At 61.7% G+C, this 15,976-nt stretch carries 15 protein-coding genes; 7 read left to right on the plus strand and 8 right to left on the minus strand.

What is annotated here, in order from left to right; translation table 11 throughout:
- Positions 1-72: 72 nt before the first annotated feature.
- Both AC193Q_RS00245 and AC193Q_RS00250 read right to left on the minus strand, forming a co-directional pair.
- On the minus strand, positions 73-468 hold the full coding sequence (locus tag AC193Q_RS00245) for a YbaN family protein (protein ID WP_121184280.1): 396 nt from the start codon (positions 466-468) through the stop codon (positions 73-75).
- Positions 469-478: 10 nt separating this feature from the next.
- Entirely contained in the window at positions 479-1,066 is a 588-nt protein-coding gene (locus AC193Q_RS00250; protein WP_025110580.1) for a UPF0149 family protein, read from the minus strand.
- A gap of 387 nt (positions 1,067-1,453) precedes the next feature.
- On the opposite strand from AC193Q_RS00250, the gene recQ reads away from it, so the two are divergent.
- The 3 genes from recQ to AC193Q_RS00265 all read left to right on the plus strand — a co-directional run bounded on the left by recQ (position 1,454) and on the right by AC193Q_RS00265 (position 6,054).
- The gene (gene recQ / locus AC193Q_RS00255) at positions 1,454-3,583 is read left to right on the plus strand and encodes a DNA helicase RecQ (protein ID WP_047292421.1); all 2,130 of its coding nucleotides are present in this window, start codon (positions 1,454-1,456) and stop codon (positions 3,581-3,583) included.
- Between the two features lie 133 nt (positions 3,584-3,716).
- The gene (locus AC193Q_RS00260; RefSeq protein WP_016984207.1) at positions 3,717-4,151 is read left to right on the plus strand and encodes a MarR family transcriptional regulator; all 435 of its coding nucleotides are present in this window, start codon (positions 3,717-3,719) and stop codon (positions 4,149-4,151) included.
- Between the two features lie 127 nt (positions 4,152-4,278).
- A complete protein-coding gene (locus AC193Q_RS00265) occupies positions 4,279-6,054 on the plus strand; it encodes a motility hub landmark protein FimV (protein WP_483879039.1) in 1,776 nt (591 codons plus the stop codon).
- Between the two features lie 140 nt (positions 6,055-6,194).
- Here the strand turns inward: AC193Q_RS00265 and AC193Q_RS00270 are convergent, their stop codons facing one another.
- On the minus strand, positions 6,195-8,396 hold the full coding sequence (locus tag AC193Q_RS00270; protein ID WP_483879040.1) for a patatin-like phospholipase family protein: 2,202 nt from the start codon (positions 8,394-8,396) through the stop codon (positions 6,195-6,197).
- A 71-nt stretch (positions 8,397-8,467) separates the two neighbouring features.
- Between AC193Q_RS00270 and AC193Q_RS00275 the strand changes: the two genes are divergently transcribed.
- Positions 8,468-8,755: an Rdx family protein gene (locus AC193Q_RS00275; protein WP_095667206.1), complete on the plus strand. Its 288-nt coding sequence runs from the start codon at positions 8,468-8,470 to the stop codon at positions 8,753-8,755.
- On the opposite strand, the gene AC193Q_RS00280 is transcribed toward AC193Q_RS00275, so the two are convergent.
- Together AC193Q_RS00280 and AC193Q_RS00285 are read right to left on the minus strand one after the other, a co-directional pair.
- Positions 8,749-9,642 (minus strand): DMT family transporter, encoded by an 894-nt coding sequence (locus tag AC193Q_RS00280; RefSeq protein WP_121184286.1) that lies wholly within the window; start codon positions 9,640-9,642, stop codon positions 8,749-8,751. The genes AC193Q_RS00275 and AC193Q_RS00280 overlap by 7 nt on opposite strands.
- Positions 9,643-9,817: 175 nt before the next feature.
- Complete coding sequence (locus AC193Q_RS00285; protein ID WP_483879041.1) at positions 9,818-10,582, minus strand: helix-turn-helix transcriptional regulator; 765 nt, start codon at positions 10,580-10,582, stop codon at positions 9,818-9,820.
- A gap of 136 nt (positions 10,583-10,718) precedes the next feature.
- On the opposite strand from AC193Q_RS00285, the gene AC193Q_RS00290 reads away from it, so the two are divergent.
- The gene (locus AC193Q_RS00290; RefSeq protein WP_121184290.1) at positions 10,719-11,534 is read left to right on the plus strand and encodes a UDP-2,3-diacylglucosamine diphosphatase; all 816 of its coding nucleotides are present in this window, start codon (positions 10,719-10,721) and stop codon (positions 11,532-11,534) included.
- Between the two features lie 116 nt (positions 11,535-11,650).
- On the opposite strand, the gene AC193Q_RS00295 is transcribed toward AC193Q_RS00290, so the two are convergent.
- The gene (locus tag AC193Q_RS00295; RefSeq protein WP_121184292.1) at positions 11,651-12,241 is read right to left on the minus strand and encodes an HD domain-containing protein; all 591 of its coding nucleotides are present in this window, start codon (positions 12,239-12,241) and stop codon (positions 11,651-11,653) included.
- Positions 12,242-12,267: 26 nt separating this feature from the next.
- Positions 12,268-12,579: an Mpo1-like protein gene (locus AC193Q_RS00300; RefSeq protein WP_047292440.1), complete on the minus strand. Its 312-nt coding sequence runs from the start codon at positions 12,577-12,579 to the stop codon at positions 12,268-12,270.
- Between the two features lie 164 nt (positions 12,580-12,743).
- Between AC193Q_RS00300 and AC193Q_RS00305 the strand changes: the two genes are divergently transcribed.
- Positions 12,744-13,799, plus strand: coding sequence for an AraC family transcriptional regulator (locus AC193Q_RS00305; RefSeq protein WP_217325479.1), 1,056 nt, complete (start codon positions 12,744-12,746; stop codon positions 13,797-13,799).
- Here the strand turns inward: AC193Q_RS00305 and AC193Q_RS00310 are convergent.
- The gene (locus AC193Q_RS00310; RefSeq protein ID WP_047292446.1) at positions 13,756-15,210 is read right to left on the minus strand and encodes a TrkH family potassium uptake protein; all 1,455 of its coding nucleotides are present in this window, start codon (positions 15,208-15,210) and stop codon (positions 13,756-13,758) included. The genes AC193Q_RS00305 and AC193Q_RS00310 overlap by 44 nt on opposite strands.
- 121 nt (positions 15,211-15,331) lie before the next feature.
- Here AC193Q_RS00310 and AC193Q_RS00315 point away from each other — a divergent pair, with 121 nt between their 5' ends.
- Entirely contained in the window at positions 15,332-15,898 is a 567-nt protein-coding gene (locus tag AC193Q_RS00315) for a nitroreductase family protein (RefSeq protein WP_483879042.1), read from the plus strand.
- Positions 15,899-15,976: the final 78 nt, after the last annotated feature.

Genomic DNA, 15,976 nt, shown 5'->3' on the forward strand with positions numbered 1-15,976 from the left:
AAGGCTGCGATCTTTGATTTTTAAACAACAAGATCAAAAGATCGCAGCCTTCGGCAGCTCCTACAGTGGGAATCAAGGTTTGTGCAGGGTTTTCTGCCGCAGGATATAGACCGTCACCAGCACCGCACTGGTCAGCATGAACCCCCGCGCCCATGGCAGTGGCACCAGATAGCACGAGAACAGAATGCTCGCCCACATCAGGCCGATCGCGTAGACCTTGCCCTTGAGCGGAATGCCATTGCCATCGAGGTAGTCGCGGATCCATGGCCCAAGCTTTGGATGCTCGACCAGCCATTGATAGAAACGTGGAGAGCTGCGCGCGAAGCAGGCCGCTGCGAGCAGAAGGAAGGGAGTGGTGGGCAGCACGGGCAGGAAAATCCCGATCACCCCCAATGCCACGCTGATCCAGCCGATGGCCAGCAGCAAGTAGCGCAACATCAGGGGGCGGTTGCCTATGGGGTTGTCCATAGGCCGGATCTTAGTGATGGCGTGGCTTGAGGATCGCCGGTTTTTCGTCCGGGGCCTGGCACAGCAAATACAGCGCGGTCAGGGCTTCCGGGATCTGCACGATCATGTCGTCCATCAGGTTGGCGTCCTTGGCGATGTCTTCGAACTCTGGCTGCTCGTCGAACAGACCCGAACCGACCATGATCGGCAGGAGCATTTCGCTGACTTCTTCTTCAGCGGTTTCGAACCAGGCCGCTTCGCGCAGGAACACACCTTCCATGAAACCGATGCACCAGCCGCGCAGTTCGGAGTCGTCCGGCTCGTCGCCCAGATCCAGATCGCACGGCAGCTCGAATTCTTCGTCGGACGCCAGTTGGCGGGCGATGTGTGCCTTGAGGCCGATCAGCGTGGCTTCGATCTCTTCGCGCTGTGCGTCGCTGCTGTAATGCGGCTCTTCGGCGAACAGGGCGTCGATCCACTCACGCTCCGGTACATCTTCTGCACAGATCGACAGGGCGGTCAGGTAACCGTGGGCGGCCACGTAATCCAGCGCCTCTTCGTGCAGCTCGTCGGCGTCGAGGAAGACTTGCAGGCGGGTCAGTTGCTCAGCGAAGGACATTACGGGGCTACCTTGGGGAATAAACAATGCGGGAATTCTAGGCCTTCTTGCGCGCTCAAGCCAGCCGCATGGCAGATTTGCCCGCCACGGCCCGCAGATCCACCGAGGATCCCTGTAGGAGCTGCCGAAGGCTGCGATCCTTTGATTTTGTTTTTCAAGATCAAGATCAAAAGATCGCAGCCTTCGGCAGCTCCTGCAGAGGGGTGCAGGAATGACTCTACTCAGCGGCACCCCTCGTCGGGAAGGGCTCGGGTATACTGCCGCGTTTTGCGCTCCCTGCTTGTCGCGCGGCTGTCATTGCAATGCGCTCTTACGTTTTGTTTAAGCAGCCCTGGCTGTCCTGAACCAGCCTGTGCAGGGATGTTTCGGTAGATTTTTGGAGTTTTTATGCTCGAACAGGCTCAACGCGTCCTCAAGGACATCTTCGGCTACGACAGTTTCCGTGGCCGCCAGGGTGCGATCATTGAGCGCGTGGCCAGCGGCGGTGATGCGCTGGTGCTGATGCCTACCGGTGGCGGCAAATCCCTGTGCTTCCAGGTACCGGCGCTACTGCGCGAAGGCCTGGCGGTGGTGGTGTCGCCGTTGATCGCCCTGATGGACGATCAGGTCGCCACCCTCGAAGAGCTGGGCGTGGCCGCTGCTGCACTGAACTCCACGCTGAGCGCCGAACAGCAGCGCGATCTGGCGGCGCGAATCAAGCGTGGCGAAGTGAAGATGCTCTATCTGGCGCCGGAACGTCTGGTACAGCCGCGCATGCTGTCGTTCCTGCAAGGGCTGAACATTGCGCTGTTTGCCATCGACGAGGCGCATTGCGTATCGCAGTGGGGTCATGACTTCCGCCCGGAATACCTGCAACTGGGCCAGTTGGCGGAAATGTTCCCCGATGTGCCGCGCATCGCCCTGACCGCCACGGCCGACAAGCGCACCCGCGAAGAAATCGTCACCCGCCTGCACCTGCAGAACGCCGAGCGCTTTCTGTCGAGTTTCGACCGGCCGAACATCTTCTACCGCATCGTGCCCAAGGAGCAGCCGCGCAAGCAGTTGCTGGCGTTCCTTGCCGAGCGCCGCAGCGATGCCGGCATCGTCTACTGCCTGTCGCGCAAAAAGGTCGAGGAAGTCGCCGCGTTCCTCACCGAGCAGGGCTTCCCGGCGCTGCCGTATCACGCCGGTCTGCCCAACGATTTGCGCGCCTACCACCAGAAACGCTTCCTCAACGAGGAGGGCCTGATCATGGTCGCCACCGTGGCGTTCGGCATGGGCATCGACAAGCCCAACGTGCGCTTCGTCGCGCACCTCGACCTGCCCAAATCCCTTGAGGCCTACTATCAGGAAACCGGGCGCGGCGGTCGTGATGGCCTGCCGGCGGATGCGTGGATGGCCTACGGTCTGCAAGACGTGGTGATGCTCAAGCAGATGCTGCAGAACTCCGAAGGCGACGAGCGCCACAAGCGCCTGGAGCAGCACAAGCTCGACGCCATGCTTTCGCTCTGCGAAGAAACCCGCTGCCGCCGGCAGACGCTGCTGGCCTATTTCGACGAAGACATGCCCGAGCCGTGCGGCCACTGCGACAACTGCGTCGACGGCGTGCAGACCTGGGACGCCACCGAGCCGGCGCGTCAGGCGCTGTCGGCGATCTATCGCACCGGCCAGCGCTATGGCGTCGGCCATCTGGTGGACGTGTTGCTGGGCAAGGATAACGAAAAGGTCCGCAGCTTCGGTCATCAGCATCTGTCGGTGTATGGCGTCGGCAAGGCGCTGAGCGAAAGCGAATGGCGCTCGCTGTTTCGTCAGTTGGTGGCGCGTGGTCTGGCCGACGTCGATCACGAGGGCTATGGCGGTTTGCGCCTGAGCGACACCTGTCGGCCATTGCTCAAGGGCGAGGTGACGCTGGAACTGCGCCGCGACCTCAAGCCGCAGGTCACCGCCAAGACCGCCAGCAAGAGCCCGGCCAGCCAACTGGTGCGCGGCGAAGAGCGCGAACAGTGGGAAGCCCTGCGTGCGCTGCGGCGCAAACTCGCCGAAGAGCATGGTGTGCCACCGTACGTCATCTTCCCCGACTCGACGCTGCTGGAAATGCTCCGCAGCCAGCCAACCTCGCTGGCCGACATGGCGCGGGTCAGCGGCGTGGGTGCGCGCAAGCTGGAGCGTTACGGCGAGGCCTTCCTCGAAGTGCTTGGCGGCGAAGCCGAAGCGCCGAAAGCGGTGGCCGACGTGCGCCACGAACTGATCACCCTGGCCCGCGCCGGCATGACCCCGATGCAGATCGCCGGGCAGTTGCAGTGCTCGGAAAAGAACGTCTACACCATGCTCGCCGAGGCCATTGGCAAGCAGCAATTGTCGCTGGAGCAGGCGCTCGACCTGCCTGAAGAACTGATGGGCGAGGTGCAGGATGCGTTCCTCGACGGCGAAGGCGAGTTGCCGTCGGTCGCCGAAGTGGCCGAGCTGTTCGCCGGTCGGGTTCCGGAAGGCGTTCTTTACTGCGTCAGGGCTGCGTTGCAATCTGAGTTTGAAATGTAAGAGGGCGTTTGCGCCAACCGTCAGGCAGTTGTAACGATTCAGTACAGGTCGGCTCTTGCCTATAGCCAAATGTCATGCTTAGCTGACTAATAATTAGTTTTTCTCTATTTGTCAGTCTACTCATGAGTGTTTTATGCCGTTAACCGATCAACACCGCTTTGGCATGCAATTGGCCCAGATGTCCCGTGGCTGGCGCGCCGAACTGGATCGCCGACTGGCGGGGCTGGGATTGTCCCAGGCGCGCTGGCTGGTGCTGCTGCATCTGGCGCGTTTCGAAGAGGCGCCGACCCAACGCGAGCTGGCGCAAAGTGTCGGCGTCGAGGGGCCGACCCTCGCGCGTTTGCTCGACAGTCTGGAAAGCCAGGGCCTGGTGCAACGCCAGTCGGTGATGGAAGACCGCCGGGCGAAAAAAATCGTGCTCTGCGCACCTGCGCTACCGCTGATCGAACAAATCGAAACCATTGCCACGCAACTGCGCCATGAATTGTTCGAAGGCGTCGACGAGGCGGATTTGAAGGTGTGCATGCGGGTTCACGGGCACATTCTGGGCAACCTGGAAAAATCTTGAGGCATAACTGCGTGCCGGTTTTTTGAGAGATCGCGCTGAGCAGACTATAAGAACTACTGGGCAATATCGTGTTCGTACCGGATGTGCGAACGCATAGAAACCGGTTTTGCTTATCTAAGGGATGCTCATGCACGCAAGTCGGCACGTGGTACTGCGCAGTGGCGCCAAATGGCTGCTGGTCGCTGGCGTTTTCAGCTATTCGACCTGGTCGATGGCACTGGGCCTGGGAGACATCACGGTTCACTCGGGTCTCAATCAGCCATTCAAGGCCGACATTGCGCTGGTGGATGCCGCTGGCTTGAGTGCCAGCGATCTCTCGGCCAGCCTGGCCTCGGCAGATGAATTCGGCCGGGCCGGGGTGGAACGGGTGTTCTTCCTCAATGACCTCAAGTTCACCCCGATCCTGCATGGCAATCGTCAGATGATCCGGGTGACCTCGCGCAAGCCGGTCAAGGAACCCTTTCTGAATTTTCTGCTGCAGCTCGATCAGCCCAATGGCCGCCTGCTGCGCGAGTACACGGTGCTGATCGATCCGCCTGGATCGCCCAGTATCGTACCGGCCACGGATGAACCCGATCCCCATCCGCAATCCTCTGAATTTCCCGCCGTCGAGCCTGCCGCCGCGGCGCCTCAGGCAGCCCAGGGCAAACGCGATGCACCGTCCTCGGCGCCGACCTCTCCAGCGGCGGCTTCGCCCGCCAGCGATGCCCTCGCGGAGCAATTGGCGACCAGCGTATTGCTCAATCAGCAACTGCAAAAGACGGTGGACGAACTCAACGTCAAACTGCAGGCGCAGGATGTGCAGATTGCCGACGGTAAAAAACAGGTCAGTGATCTGCAAACGCGTTTGACCGAATTGCAAAAGCCTCCGGCACCGGTGATTACGCCGCCAACCCCAGCGCCAGCACCCGCCGCGCTGCCAGTCGAGGACAATGATCTCAACTGGCCGCTGTTCGGCGGCTTGCTGCTGTTGTTGGGCCTGCTGGTGGGGGGGCTGTTCGTGCGCCGTCGCCGGCAACTGGCCGAAAATGCAGCGCCGCTGGCGCTTGCCCCGACCGGTCACGAGCCGGATCTGGACGACAGATCCACTGCGCCCTCGATAGGCCTCGGTGCAACACCCGAGCATCGTGAAGAGCCGGCGGCGGGAGATGTGCTGGAGGCGGTGGGAATTTACCTGGCCTACGGACGCCTGAACGAGGCCGTCGGGCTGTTGCGCGATGCCTTGGACAAAGAGCCGGAACGCACCGACCTGGGCGTGCAATTGCTTGAGGTGTTGGGGCGTCAGGGCGACAGTGCCGCTTTTGAGCAACAGGAAAACCAATTGCGCGGGGCAGGAGTCGATCCTCTGCAACTGGAGGCGATCCGGGCGCGTCATCCAAAGCTCACCCGTGTTGCAGCGATCACACCGGTGTTGCCTGTCATCGCTGCAGCACCGATTGCGCCAGCACCACCGGCGCCTGAGGACGATTTCGAATTGAACCTGGGGGAGCTGTCGATGGCTTCAAGTTGGGATCTTGAAGACAGTCGGACGGCTGCAGATCAGCCATCCGCGGGCGCCCCCGCGTCGGACTCAAGCCTTGAAGTGCTGCCGGTGGACTTCGAGTTGCCCGAGGTCGCCGCGAGTGACGAGGCGGAGCTGGAGTGGATTCCCGAACCCGACGCGCAGCCACTGGATGATGACTTTCTCAATGAATTTGGTGACCCGCCGCCATCACTGGCGCTGGAGCCACTGACACCGCAGGAGCCGGAACCTGCTATCGCTTCGGTGAAGCTTGAACAGGCGCAAACCTGTATTGATGACGGGGATATCGACAGCGCCATTGCGCTGCTCAATGAGTTGCTCAAGGAAGGGGACGAGCCTCTCAAGCAAACGGCGCGGACGTTACTCGCGGGTATTCGCTGATGTTGAGTCACCGCAATTGTGCCGTGACTGGACTTTCACCTTCACGAGCAAGCTCGCTCCCACAGTTGGAATGCGCTCCATTGTGGGAGCGAGCTTGCTCGCGAAGGCCTCAGGGCCGACAACATCAATCCACCTAATGATCAGAACGTCTGCCCCAGATTCAGATAAACCGCCTGTTCATTCGCATCATTCAAGCCATAGGTGAAATTCAACGGTCCCAACGGCGTATCGAAACCGATGAACACACTGGCGGCATTGATGTAGCCACTGTCGAATTCGTTGTCGTTGTTCCACGCCCGGCCGCGTTCCAGCGAGGCGCCGGCATACAACGGGAAGTCCAGTGGCAGGTACGAACGCGGGGTCAACCGGCGGTAATACACCGCGCGCATCAGGCTGACGTTTTGCCCGGAGATCGAGTCCTCGCGAAAACCCGACAACTGCCGTGCGCCGCCGAGCAGGAAGCTTGAGGTCACCACGTTGGTGTCATCCAGCGTACGTCCATAGCGTCCACCGAGAATCAGCGTATCCGGACCGCGACTCATGGCCTTGTCCAGCTTGAACTCCCACTGGCGGTAACGGGTGTCCGAACCCAGGCTTGGTTCGAATTGCAGCAAGGTCAGGCTGATGTCTTTGCCGTCGTGGGGGTAGTAAACGTTGTCCAGCGAGTCGAACGAATACTTCAGCGAGTAGAAGCCCTCGTTGAAGTGTTCGCTCGGCAGGTCCTGATCTCCAATGCGCACGTCGGCCTTGCCCCAGGCTTCGCCGACGCCGAAACGCACTTCGCCGTTGTTGCCGATCTGCCGTCCGACATTCAGGGCCATACCGTAGCGTTCGACCCGGTATTGGGCGATCGGATCGTTGTCGAGCACGGCGTCGACGTTCTGCGCCTGGAACACCAGAGAGGGCGCGATGAAGTAGCGCGAGCCGACATCCAGCGGTTGATAGAACTCGGTGTACAGCTCCTGTTTGTCGCCGATCTGCGCCCGGGTCAGCCATTCCGCGCCGAGACGGTTGATGCCGTTGATCCGATAGCTGGCGCCGAGGTTGAAAGCGCTGGCGCCGCGCATGTCGTCCGACAGGTTCAGGCCGACCCGCAGGTAATCGGTACCGCTGCGTTTGCCTCGGGCGCTGATCACCAGCGTGTGATCAGCGCCCTTGTGCACCACGCGGTACTGCACCTGTTCGAAGTAATCGAGGCCGTACAGCGTGCCCATGTCCGAATGCAGTCGACCGAGATCCAATGGTTCACCGATGGGCTGGCGAATGTAGTAGCGGATCACGTCGTCACCGACTTTCGAATTGTTCTCGACCTTGATCGCGGTAATGATCGGCGTGCGCTGGCCCGGGGCGCGAGCCGCATTGAGTTCGGCGTCTTGAGATTCGTGAGGTTTGAGCTGAGCGAGGCGGGCGTCGAGAATCCGCGTGGCGCGGTAACCGGCATCGATCATCTCCTGGGCCTTGCCGAAGTCGGTGACGCCAAACGCCGCCAGCGCTGGCTGGATCAGCACGTCGCCGGGTTTGAGGGCGGCCAGCTGTTCTTCGGAGTTGCGCCGGGTCATCAGGGTGATCGACTGGTTCAGCACATCAACCACGGTGGCGAGTTGCTTGCGGTTGCGCAGTGGCGTGCCGATGTCGACCACGATTGCCACGTCGACGCCCATCTCCCGCGCGACGTCGAGCGGGATGTTATCGGTCATGCCGCCGTCCACCAGCAGCCGGCCGTCCAGTTCGACCGGGGCGAACACCGCCGGGATCGACATGCTGGCGCGGATCACCTGCGGCAAGTGACCTTTGCGGAACACTACTTTTTCGCCGTTGGCGATGTCGGTGGCGACCGCGCGGAACGGGATTGGCAGCTTGTCGAAGTCGCGGGTGTCGCTGGTATGCGCCAGCAGGCTTTCCAGCATCAGCGCCAGGTTCTGGCCCTGAATCACCCCCAGCGGCAGGCCGAGGCTGCCGTCGTCGCGGAAACTCAGTTGCTGTTTCACCAGAAAGTCGCGGTCGTCCTGTTTGCGGCGAAACGGCACGTCTTCCCGGGGCGGGGCGTCGGATAGCGCCTGTTGCCAGTCGATGTTCAACGCGAGTTTTTCCAGCTCATCGATCTTGTAGCCCGAGGCATACAGGCCACCGACCACCGCGCCCATGCTGGTGCCGGCAATTGCATCGATCTTGATGCCTTGCTCCTCAAGGGCCTTGAGCACGCCAATGTGCGCCAGACCACGGGCAGCACCACCGGACAGCACCAGGCCGACTTTCGGGCGGGGGGCTTCGGTGGCATGCACGCTGACATCAATAAAGAACGGCAGAAAGCCAAGCAACAGGCAGAACAGCAAACGGCGCATGGTGAGTCTCGGGGCAAGCGATAAAGCCGGCTATTATAGCGGCGCCCTCTGTCTCAGGAGTTTCAGCGAACATGTCTGCTGCAAAACCGGAAATCGTCATCACGTATTGCACCCAATGCCAGTGGCTGCTGCGCGCCGCGTGGCTGGCGCAGGAACTGCTCAGCACTTTCGGCGACGACCTCGGCAAGGTGTCTCTGGTGCCCGGCACCGGCGGGGTATTTCACATCAGCTGCGACGATGTGCAGATCTGGGAGCGCAAGGCCGACGGCGGCTTTCCCGAGGCCAAGGTGCTCAAGCAGCGGGTCCGCGATCAGATCGACCCTGAGCGCGACCTCGGCCACAGCGACCGCACTCAGTGAGACGCAGCTTCGGCGGCGACGGTTTTCTTGTCGGCGCTGCCTGACATCCGCGCCGAGACCACGATGGCGACGATGATCAGCGCGCCGCCGATCAGCATGCGCACGCTCGGGTTTTCATCGAACAGCAGCCAGGCGACGGTGATGCCGTAGACCGGCTCCATGGCGAACACCACGGCGGCGGTGCGCGCCTTGATCACCGCGAGGCTGGCGACAAACAGGCTGTGCGCAACGCCGGTGCAGAACACCCCGAGCAGGCCGATCCACAGCCAGTCCATCGCGCGTACTTCGCTCAGTTGCGGGGCCGCGACCGGCAGCAGACACAGCGCCACCACCACGTTTTGACACAGCGCCGCCTGCACCGCCGGGATACGTCCGGAGCTGGCGCGGTTGGTCAGCGACAGCAGGGCGAACAGCAAGCCCGACAGCACCGCCCAGAGCAATCCGGTGGTGGCGCCGCTGGCCAGATCGAACGCCGGAGTTACAAGCACAAGACCCACGCTGACCAGCACCACCAGCACAATTTCATTGGCGCGGATGCGTTCGCGGAAAATCAGCCCTTCAAGAATCACCGTGAACGCCGGGAAACTCGCGAAGCCCAAGGTCGCAATCGCCACCCCGGCGACTTTCACTGCGATGAAAAAACTCACCCAGTGCCCGGCCAGCAACACGCCGCTGAGTGCCAGGCGGCGCCAGTCGACCGCCTGCAGTTTCTGCCAGCCGTGCTGGCTGGCGAAGCGGGCGAAAAAGGCCAGGGCGAGCACGGCAAACGCCGCACGTCCGAAGACGATAACCGCCGGTGAGGCGGCCGCGAGTTTGCCGAACACACCGGTCAGGCCGAACATCAGAGCGCCGATATGCAGGGCGCCGAGGGCGGTACGCGGAGTCATTGCAATCCTTAATCCGAACACGGTTTCAAATGCAGGAGCTGCCGCAGTCTGCGATCTTTTGATCTTGCTTTTGATCTTGAAAAGCCAAAGTCAAAAGATCGCAGCCTTCGGCAGCTCCTACAGGGAGCATGGGCAAACATTGAAACGTGTTGCGGCGCAGAAGTCTGTCGGCGAACTAGCGTTTTTTGTCGCAGGAATCGCGGCGTAAATGGCCTGGCGACGCGCCAAACTCCCGCAATACCGCCGCCGCGAACGCACTTTGCGAACTGTAGCCGACCCGGCAGGCGATTTCGCCGATGGGCAGCGCCGTGTCGCGCAGCAGGCAAACCGCCTTGTGCAGCCGCCGGCTGCGAATGTAGTCCATCGGCGTCTGCCCGCATTCCGCCATGAACCGTGCGTGCAGCCGGGCGCTGGACAATCCGGCGATCTGCGCCAGATCGGCCACTTGCAGCGGGTAGGCGGCGTATTGTTCGATGTGCGCATCCAGCGCCGCGTAGGGCAGGCGCCGCGCCGAGTGTTCGGCAGGTCTGCCGTGATTCAGGCTGGCGAGCAGCAACACCGCGCCTTGCTGGGCGATCAGCGGATCCGTGACCGGGCTGTTCGCCAGCCAATTGACCAATTGGCTTTGCCCGGCATCAAGGGACAACCGCGCAGGCTGGTCGAGCAAGCGCTGACTGGCGTCGGCGTGCTCGCCCAGCGAATCGTTCAGCCATGGCCCGTCGGGTACGTCCAGTACCAGACAACGGCTGCCATCGGGACTGCCGCAGGCATGATGCGCGCCGCCGGGGACGACCACGAAACTCTGCTGACGCACCTGGCTGCCCTGACCCTCGACTTCGAAATCCAGCGCGCCGGACAGACCGAACACCAGTTGCGCGTGGTCGTGGCTGTGGACGATCAGATCGTGGGTGTATTGGCGCAGAGTCAGGATCGGGCGCATGGCAGAGGTCTCCGAAGTGAGCGCCAGTCTACACCGGGGCAACGGGCTTGCGCGCTGTCACACGACTGACGCCTGTCTGTCATGGTCGATTCACTAGGCGCGTGCACAGTGGCGAAAACATCGCAGAGGGTTGCCCATGACCAGCGCCGAGCTCGCCAGACCCAGCCGTAAACAACGGGTGCGCACCTTGTGGATTTCCGATGTGCATCTGGGCACACGGGACTGCCAGGCCGAGCACTTGTCGCAATTTCTCAAGGGCTACCACGCCGACAAGATCTACCTGGTCGGAGACATCATCGACGGCTGGAAGCTGCGCGGTGGCATGTACTGGCCACAGGCGCACACCAACGTGATCCGCCGCCTGCTGACCATGAGCAAGCGCGGCACCGAGGTGATCTACGTCACCGGCAACCATGATGAATTCCTGCGCCGTTATTCGAAGCTGATCCTCGGCAACATCCAGTTGGTCGATGAGGCCGTGCATGTCACGGCGGATGGCCGGCACTTGCTGGTGATTCACGGCGATCAGTTTGACGTGATCACCCGCTATCACCGCTGGCTGGCCTTTCTCGGCGACTCGGCCTACGAATTTACCCTGACCCTCAACCGCTGGCTCAATCACTGGCGTGCCCGTTATGGCTACGGCTACTGGTCGTTGTCGGCGTACCTGAAACACAAGGTGAAGACGGCGGTGAGCTTCATCAGCGACTTCGAAGAAGCCATCGCCCACGAATGTGTGAAACGCGAATTGCACGGCGTGGTCTGCGGGCATATTCACCACGCCGAGATTCGCAAGGTCGGCGAGGTGGACTACCTCAATTGCGGCGACTGGGTGGAGTCGTGCACGGCGTTGATCGAGCATTGGGATGGCACGATCGAGTTGTATCGCCTGGCAGATGCCCAGGCACGGGAGGCGCAGCTCAAGGCGGCCAAGGTCGCCGAACTCGTCTGATTTCTCGGCTATGCAAAAGGACCTCATCGCTGGCAAGCCAGCTCCCACAGTGATCGGGGGCGCTCGCAATACCTGTGGGAGCTGGCTTGCCAGCGATAAGGCCGGTACAGACAACATCAGGCCGGGGCGTGTTCTTCCATCGCCGCCTTGTAGATCGAGTGCTTCGGCTGCGCAAACAGCCGCTCCAGCATCGGCTCGAAGAAGCTCAGCGGCATGGTTTCATACGCCGGGTCGAACGCCGCCGCATCGTATCTGGCGCAGAATTCCGCCGTCGCCTGGTACTGCGGATGCGCGGCGAATTGCTCGCGCAGGTGCCGATCCATGCCCAGGTGATGGAAGAAGTAGTAACCCTGAAAGATTCCGTGCTTCTCGACCATCCACAGATTTTCGGCGCTGACGAACGGTTTGAGAATCGCCGCCGCGATGTCCGGGTGATTGTAGGAGCCGAGGGTGTCGCCGATGTCATGCAGCAGCGCACAGACCACGTACTCCTCGTCACGGCCATCGCGATAGGCGCGGGTCGCGGTTTGCAGCGAGTGGGTCAGGCGATCCACCGGGAAGCCGCCGAAATCACCTTCCAGCAACTTCAGGTGCGCGACGATCCGCGACGGCAATTGCCGGGCGTAGGCGCTGAAGTCTGCGGCGATGATCGCCCAGTCTTCCGGCGTACCATCCTGCATGTGGGTGAAGCGGGCATTGGCGTTCATCGGCAAGCCTCCAGGTGTGTCGGGTTTCAGAACGCCACGCGGCCGAGGATCATGTCGCGGTACATGACGAAATCGCCGAGCAGGCTGTACAGCGGATGCTGGAAAGTCGCCGGACGGTTCTTCTCAAAGAAGAAGTGCCCGACCCAGGCAAAGCTGTAACCGGCCAGCGGCAGGGCCAGTAACAGTAGCCAGGCGCCCTTGGCGAGGGTCATGGCCAGAATGAAAATCACCAGCGTGGTGCCGATAAAATGCAATCGGCGGCAGGTACTGTTGGCGTGTTCGCTGAGGTAATACGGATAGAACTCGGCGAAGCTATTGAATGGCTTGATGTTTTCCACGACTGCGATCTCTGTGGTTATTGTTCTGACGGCAAGTTGTTCGGCGGGTAGCCTATTTGAGTCTAGAGTGAACACTGGTATCAGCCAGTGACAATGGGCGCCACTTTAGTATCCTTCGCAAATCGGGTCGCAACATGTGATCCATCATGTAAAAGAATGACGCCATGAGCGAACGAACGACTTCTGCAAGCTGGGCGATGGGGATTGTCAAAGCATTGGAGATGGACGGCCTGGATTGCCGGGTGCTGTTCAAGCAACTGGGGCTCGATTACGCCGCCCTGGATGATCCGGATGCGCGTTTCCCGCAAGATTCCATGACCCGGCTCTGGCAACGGGCGGTCGAGCTGTCCGGCAACCCGGCGATCGGCTTGAACATGGGCAAAGTGGTGCGTCCGGCCTCGTTCCATGTCGCCGGCTATGCCTTGATGTCGAGCAACACCTTGGCCGAAGGCTTCCAACGGTTGGTGCGTTATCAGCGGATCATCGCCGAAAGTGCCGACCTGAGTTTTCGCCTGCTCGAAGAAGGCTATGCGCTGATTCTGACGGTGCATGGCGATCACCTGCCACCGACCCGACAGAGCGCCGAAGCCTCGCTGGCCTGTGCGTTGGGCCTGTGCAGCTGGTTGACCGGGCGCACGCTGCATCCGGTCAAAGTGCTGTTCCAGGGCGACGAGCCCGCCGACCTGCAACCTTACAGGCAAGCCTTCCATGCGCCGCTGATGTTCAACGCGCCGTACGATGCGTTGATTTTCGAACGGGCTGACATGGAGGCGCCACTGCCCACCGCCAACGAAGCCATGGCGCTGTTGCACGACCGGTTTGCCGGGGAGTACCTGGCGCGATTCTCTGAAAGCCGCGTGACCCACAAGGCTCGGCAGGTGCTATGTCGCTTGTTGCCGCAGGGCGAACCCAAGCGCGATACGGTGGCGCAGACCCTGCATCTGTCGCAGCGCACCTTGCAGCGGCGGTTGCAGGAGGAGGGCACGAGTTTTCAGCAGTTGCTCGACGACACCCGCCGCGAACTCGCCGAGCAATACCTGGCCCAGCCGAGCATGACCCTGCTGGAGATTGCGTATCTGCTGGGGTTTGCCGATCCGAGCAACTTCTTCCGCGCCTTCCGTCGCTGGTTTGACACCACGCCCGGCGATTACCGGGCGCGGCTGTTGCAGGCGCCGGTCAGTGACGCCAAAAGGCCGGAATACACAGCACAAACACCGTAATGATCTCCAGTCGGCCGAGCAGCATGCCGAACGACAGGATCCACTTCGCGGCATCCGGCAGGGTGGCGAAATTGCCCGCCGGGCCGATGGTCTCACCCAGGCCCGGGCCGACGCCGGACACGGTGCTGGCAGCGCCTGTCAGCGCAGTCATCCAGTCCACGCCGAGCAGCGACAGCAGCAGGGCGATCACGCAAATGGTGATGGCGAAGAAGAACGAAAAGGTCAGAATCGAGCGCACGATTTCTTCGTCGAGACGGTGACCGTTGTACTTCTGCTTGATCACCGCGCGCGGGTGAATCAACTGGTTAAGGTTGGCCTTGAGCAGGATGTAGGCGACCTGGAAACGGAAGATCTTGATCCCGCCCGCGGTCGAACCGGAGCAGCCGCCGACAAAGCCCAGATAGAAAAACAGCATCAGCGAGAAGTTGCCCCACAGGCTGTAGTCGCCGAGGGCGAAACCGGTGGTGGTGACCACCGAGGTCACGTTCAGCGCCACGTGCCGCAGCGCCTCCAGCCAATGCAGTTTAGTGGTCCACCAATACCAGGTGCCGAGCACCAGCCAGGTCACCAGCAACATGCCGAGCAGGCCCTGCACCTGCTGATCCTTGATCAATGCCTTGCGATTGCCGCGCATGGTCGCCACGTACAGGGTGAACGGCAGGCTGCCGAGAATCATGATCACCACCGCGACCCAGTGCACCGCCGGTTGTGTCCACTTCGCCAATGACTGGTCGGAGGTCGAGAAGCCGCCGGTGGAGATCGCCGACATCGCGTGGTTGATCGCATCGAACGGGCTCATTCCGGCCCACCAGAATGCCAGGCTGCCGAGGATGGTGATGCCGACGTAGGCGGCCACGATCAGGCGCGCCACCATGTGCGAGCGCGGCATGACCTTTTCTGAACGGTCGGACGATTCGGTCTGGAACAGGCGCATGCCACCGATGCGCAGCAGCGGCAGAATCGCCACCGCCATGCCGATGAAGCCGATACCGCCGAGCCAGTGCAGCAGCGAGCGCCACATCAGGATTCCCGGCGACATGCTGTCCAGCCCGCTGAGCACGGTTGAGCCGGTGGCGGTGATGCCGGACATGCTTTCAAAGAACGAGTCGGTGTAGCTGATGTGCTGAGTCAGCAGGAATGGCAGCGCGGCGAAAATGCACACCACCAGCCAGCTGCTGACCGTCAACAGGTACATGTCACGCGGGCGCAGATGGATGTGTTCCGGGCGTCCGGGAATCACCAGCGCAAGGCCGGCGAGGAAGGTGATCATGCTCGCCCAGAGGAACGACGGCAGGTCACTGGTGCGCTCGAAAATCACCAGGGTGGCCATGGGCACGACCATGGCGACGGCCAGGGTGATCAGGAAGATGCCGATGATGAAACCAATGATCCGTAAGGTCGGCAACGCCATGAAGTCCGCTCGGGCTGAAGTGGGAAGGGCGCCATTCTACCCGTGAGGCAGGGCATGTAAACCGGCATCCCGTTGGCAGATGAAGCTAGAATAGCCGCACATTTTTCTCAGGAGGTGGCCGATGCAGGCTCTCGACGCGTTGCTCAACCGTGTTTCCGTTCCACGCCTGGTCGAACCGGCCCCCACCGCGCAGCAGCGCGAAGCGCTGTTCGGTGCGGCCCTGCGTGCGCCGGATCACGGCCATCTGCAGCCGTATCGTTTCCTCACCGTCGAAGGTGCGGCGCGCGAGCAAATGGGCGAGTTGCTGGCCGAAGCGGCGCAGATGCAGGAAGGTGAAGTCACTGAAGCGATGATCGACAAGGCGCGCAACGGCCCGCTGCGGGCGCCGCTGGTGGTCGTGGTGATCGCGAAACTGCAGGAGCACGTCAAGTATCCGAAGGCCGAGCAGTTGCTGGCGGCGGGGTGTGCGGCGCACGGAATTCTGCTGGCGGCCTATGCGCAGGGGATTGGTGCGGTGTGGCGTACCGGTGATCTGGCCTATTCGGCGCATGTGGCCAAGGGGCTGGGCCTGGCTGAAGGCGAGCAGGTGATTGCCTTCCTGTACCTCGGCACGCCGCAGAAAGAGCCGCGCGTTGCCGAGAAAGTTGATATGGCCGAATTCGTCAGCGCCTGGCCGGGCAAGGTTTAAAGTCAAAAGATCGCAGCCTGCGGCAGCTCCTACAGGTGTTTCGGCTCTGTAGGAGCTGCCGCAGGCTCGGGCCGCGAT

It is taken from the genome of Pseudomonas sp. F2 (assembly GCF_057174385.1).

Coding starts and splice junctions, on each gene's coding strand:
- AC193Q_RS00315 (WP_483879042.1), top strand. CDS start 15,332: ATGCAGGCTCTCGACGCGTTGCTCAACCGTGTTTCCGTTCCACGCCTG.
- AC193Q_RS00305 (WP_217325479.1), top strand. CDS start 12,744: ATGAGCGAACGAACGACTTCTGCAAGCTGGGCGATGGGGATTGTCAAA.
- AC193Q_RS00265 (WP_483879039.1), top strand. CDS start 4,279: ATGCACGCAAGTCGGCACGTGGTACTGCGCAGTGGCGCCAAATGGCTG.
- AC193Q_RS00245 (WP_121184280.1), bottom strand. CDS start 468: ATGGACAACCCCATAGGCAACCGCCCCCTGATGTTGCGCTACTTGCTG.
- AC193Q_RS00260 (WP_016984207.1), top strand. CDS start 3,717: ATGCCGTTAACCGATCAACACCGCTTTGGCATGCAATTGGCCCAGATG.
- AC193Q_RS00285 (WP_483879041.1), bottom strand. CDS start 10,582: ATGCGCCCGATCCTGACTCTGCGCCAATACACCCACGATCTGATCGTC.
- AC193Q_RS00275 (WP_095667206.1), top strand. CDS start 8,468: ATGTCTGCTGCAAAACCGGAAATCGTCATCACGTATTGCACCCAATGC.
- AC193Q_RS00310 (WP_047292446.1), bottom strand. CDS start 15,210: ATGGCGTTGCCGACCTTACGGATCATTGGTTTCATCATCGGCATCTTC.
- recQ (WP_047292421.1), top strand. CDS start 1,454: ATGCTCGAACAGGCTCAACGCGTCCTCAAGGACATCTTCGGCTACGAC.
- AC193Q_RS00250 (WP_025110580.1), bottom strand. CDS start 1,066: ATGTCCTTCGCTGAGCAACTGACCCGCCTGCAAGTCTTCCTCGACGCC.
- AC193Q_RS00290 (WP_121184290.1), top strand. CDS start 10,719: ATGACCAGCGCCGAGCTCGCCAGACCCAGCCGTAAACAACGGGTGCGC.
- AC193Q_RS00295 (WP_121184292.1), bottom strand. CDS start 12,241: ATGAACGCCAATGCCCGCTTCACCCACATGCAGGATGGTACGCCGGAA.
- AC193Q_RS00280 (WP_121184286.1), bottom strand. CDS start 9,642: ATGACTCCGCGTACCGCCCTCGGCGCCCTGCATATCGGCGCTCTGATG.
- AC193Q_RS00270 (WP_483879040.1), bottom strand. CDS start 8,396: ATGCGCCGTTTGCTGTTCTGCCTGTTGCTTGGCTTTCTGCCGTTCTTT.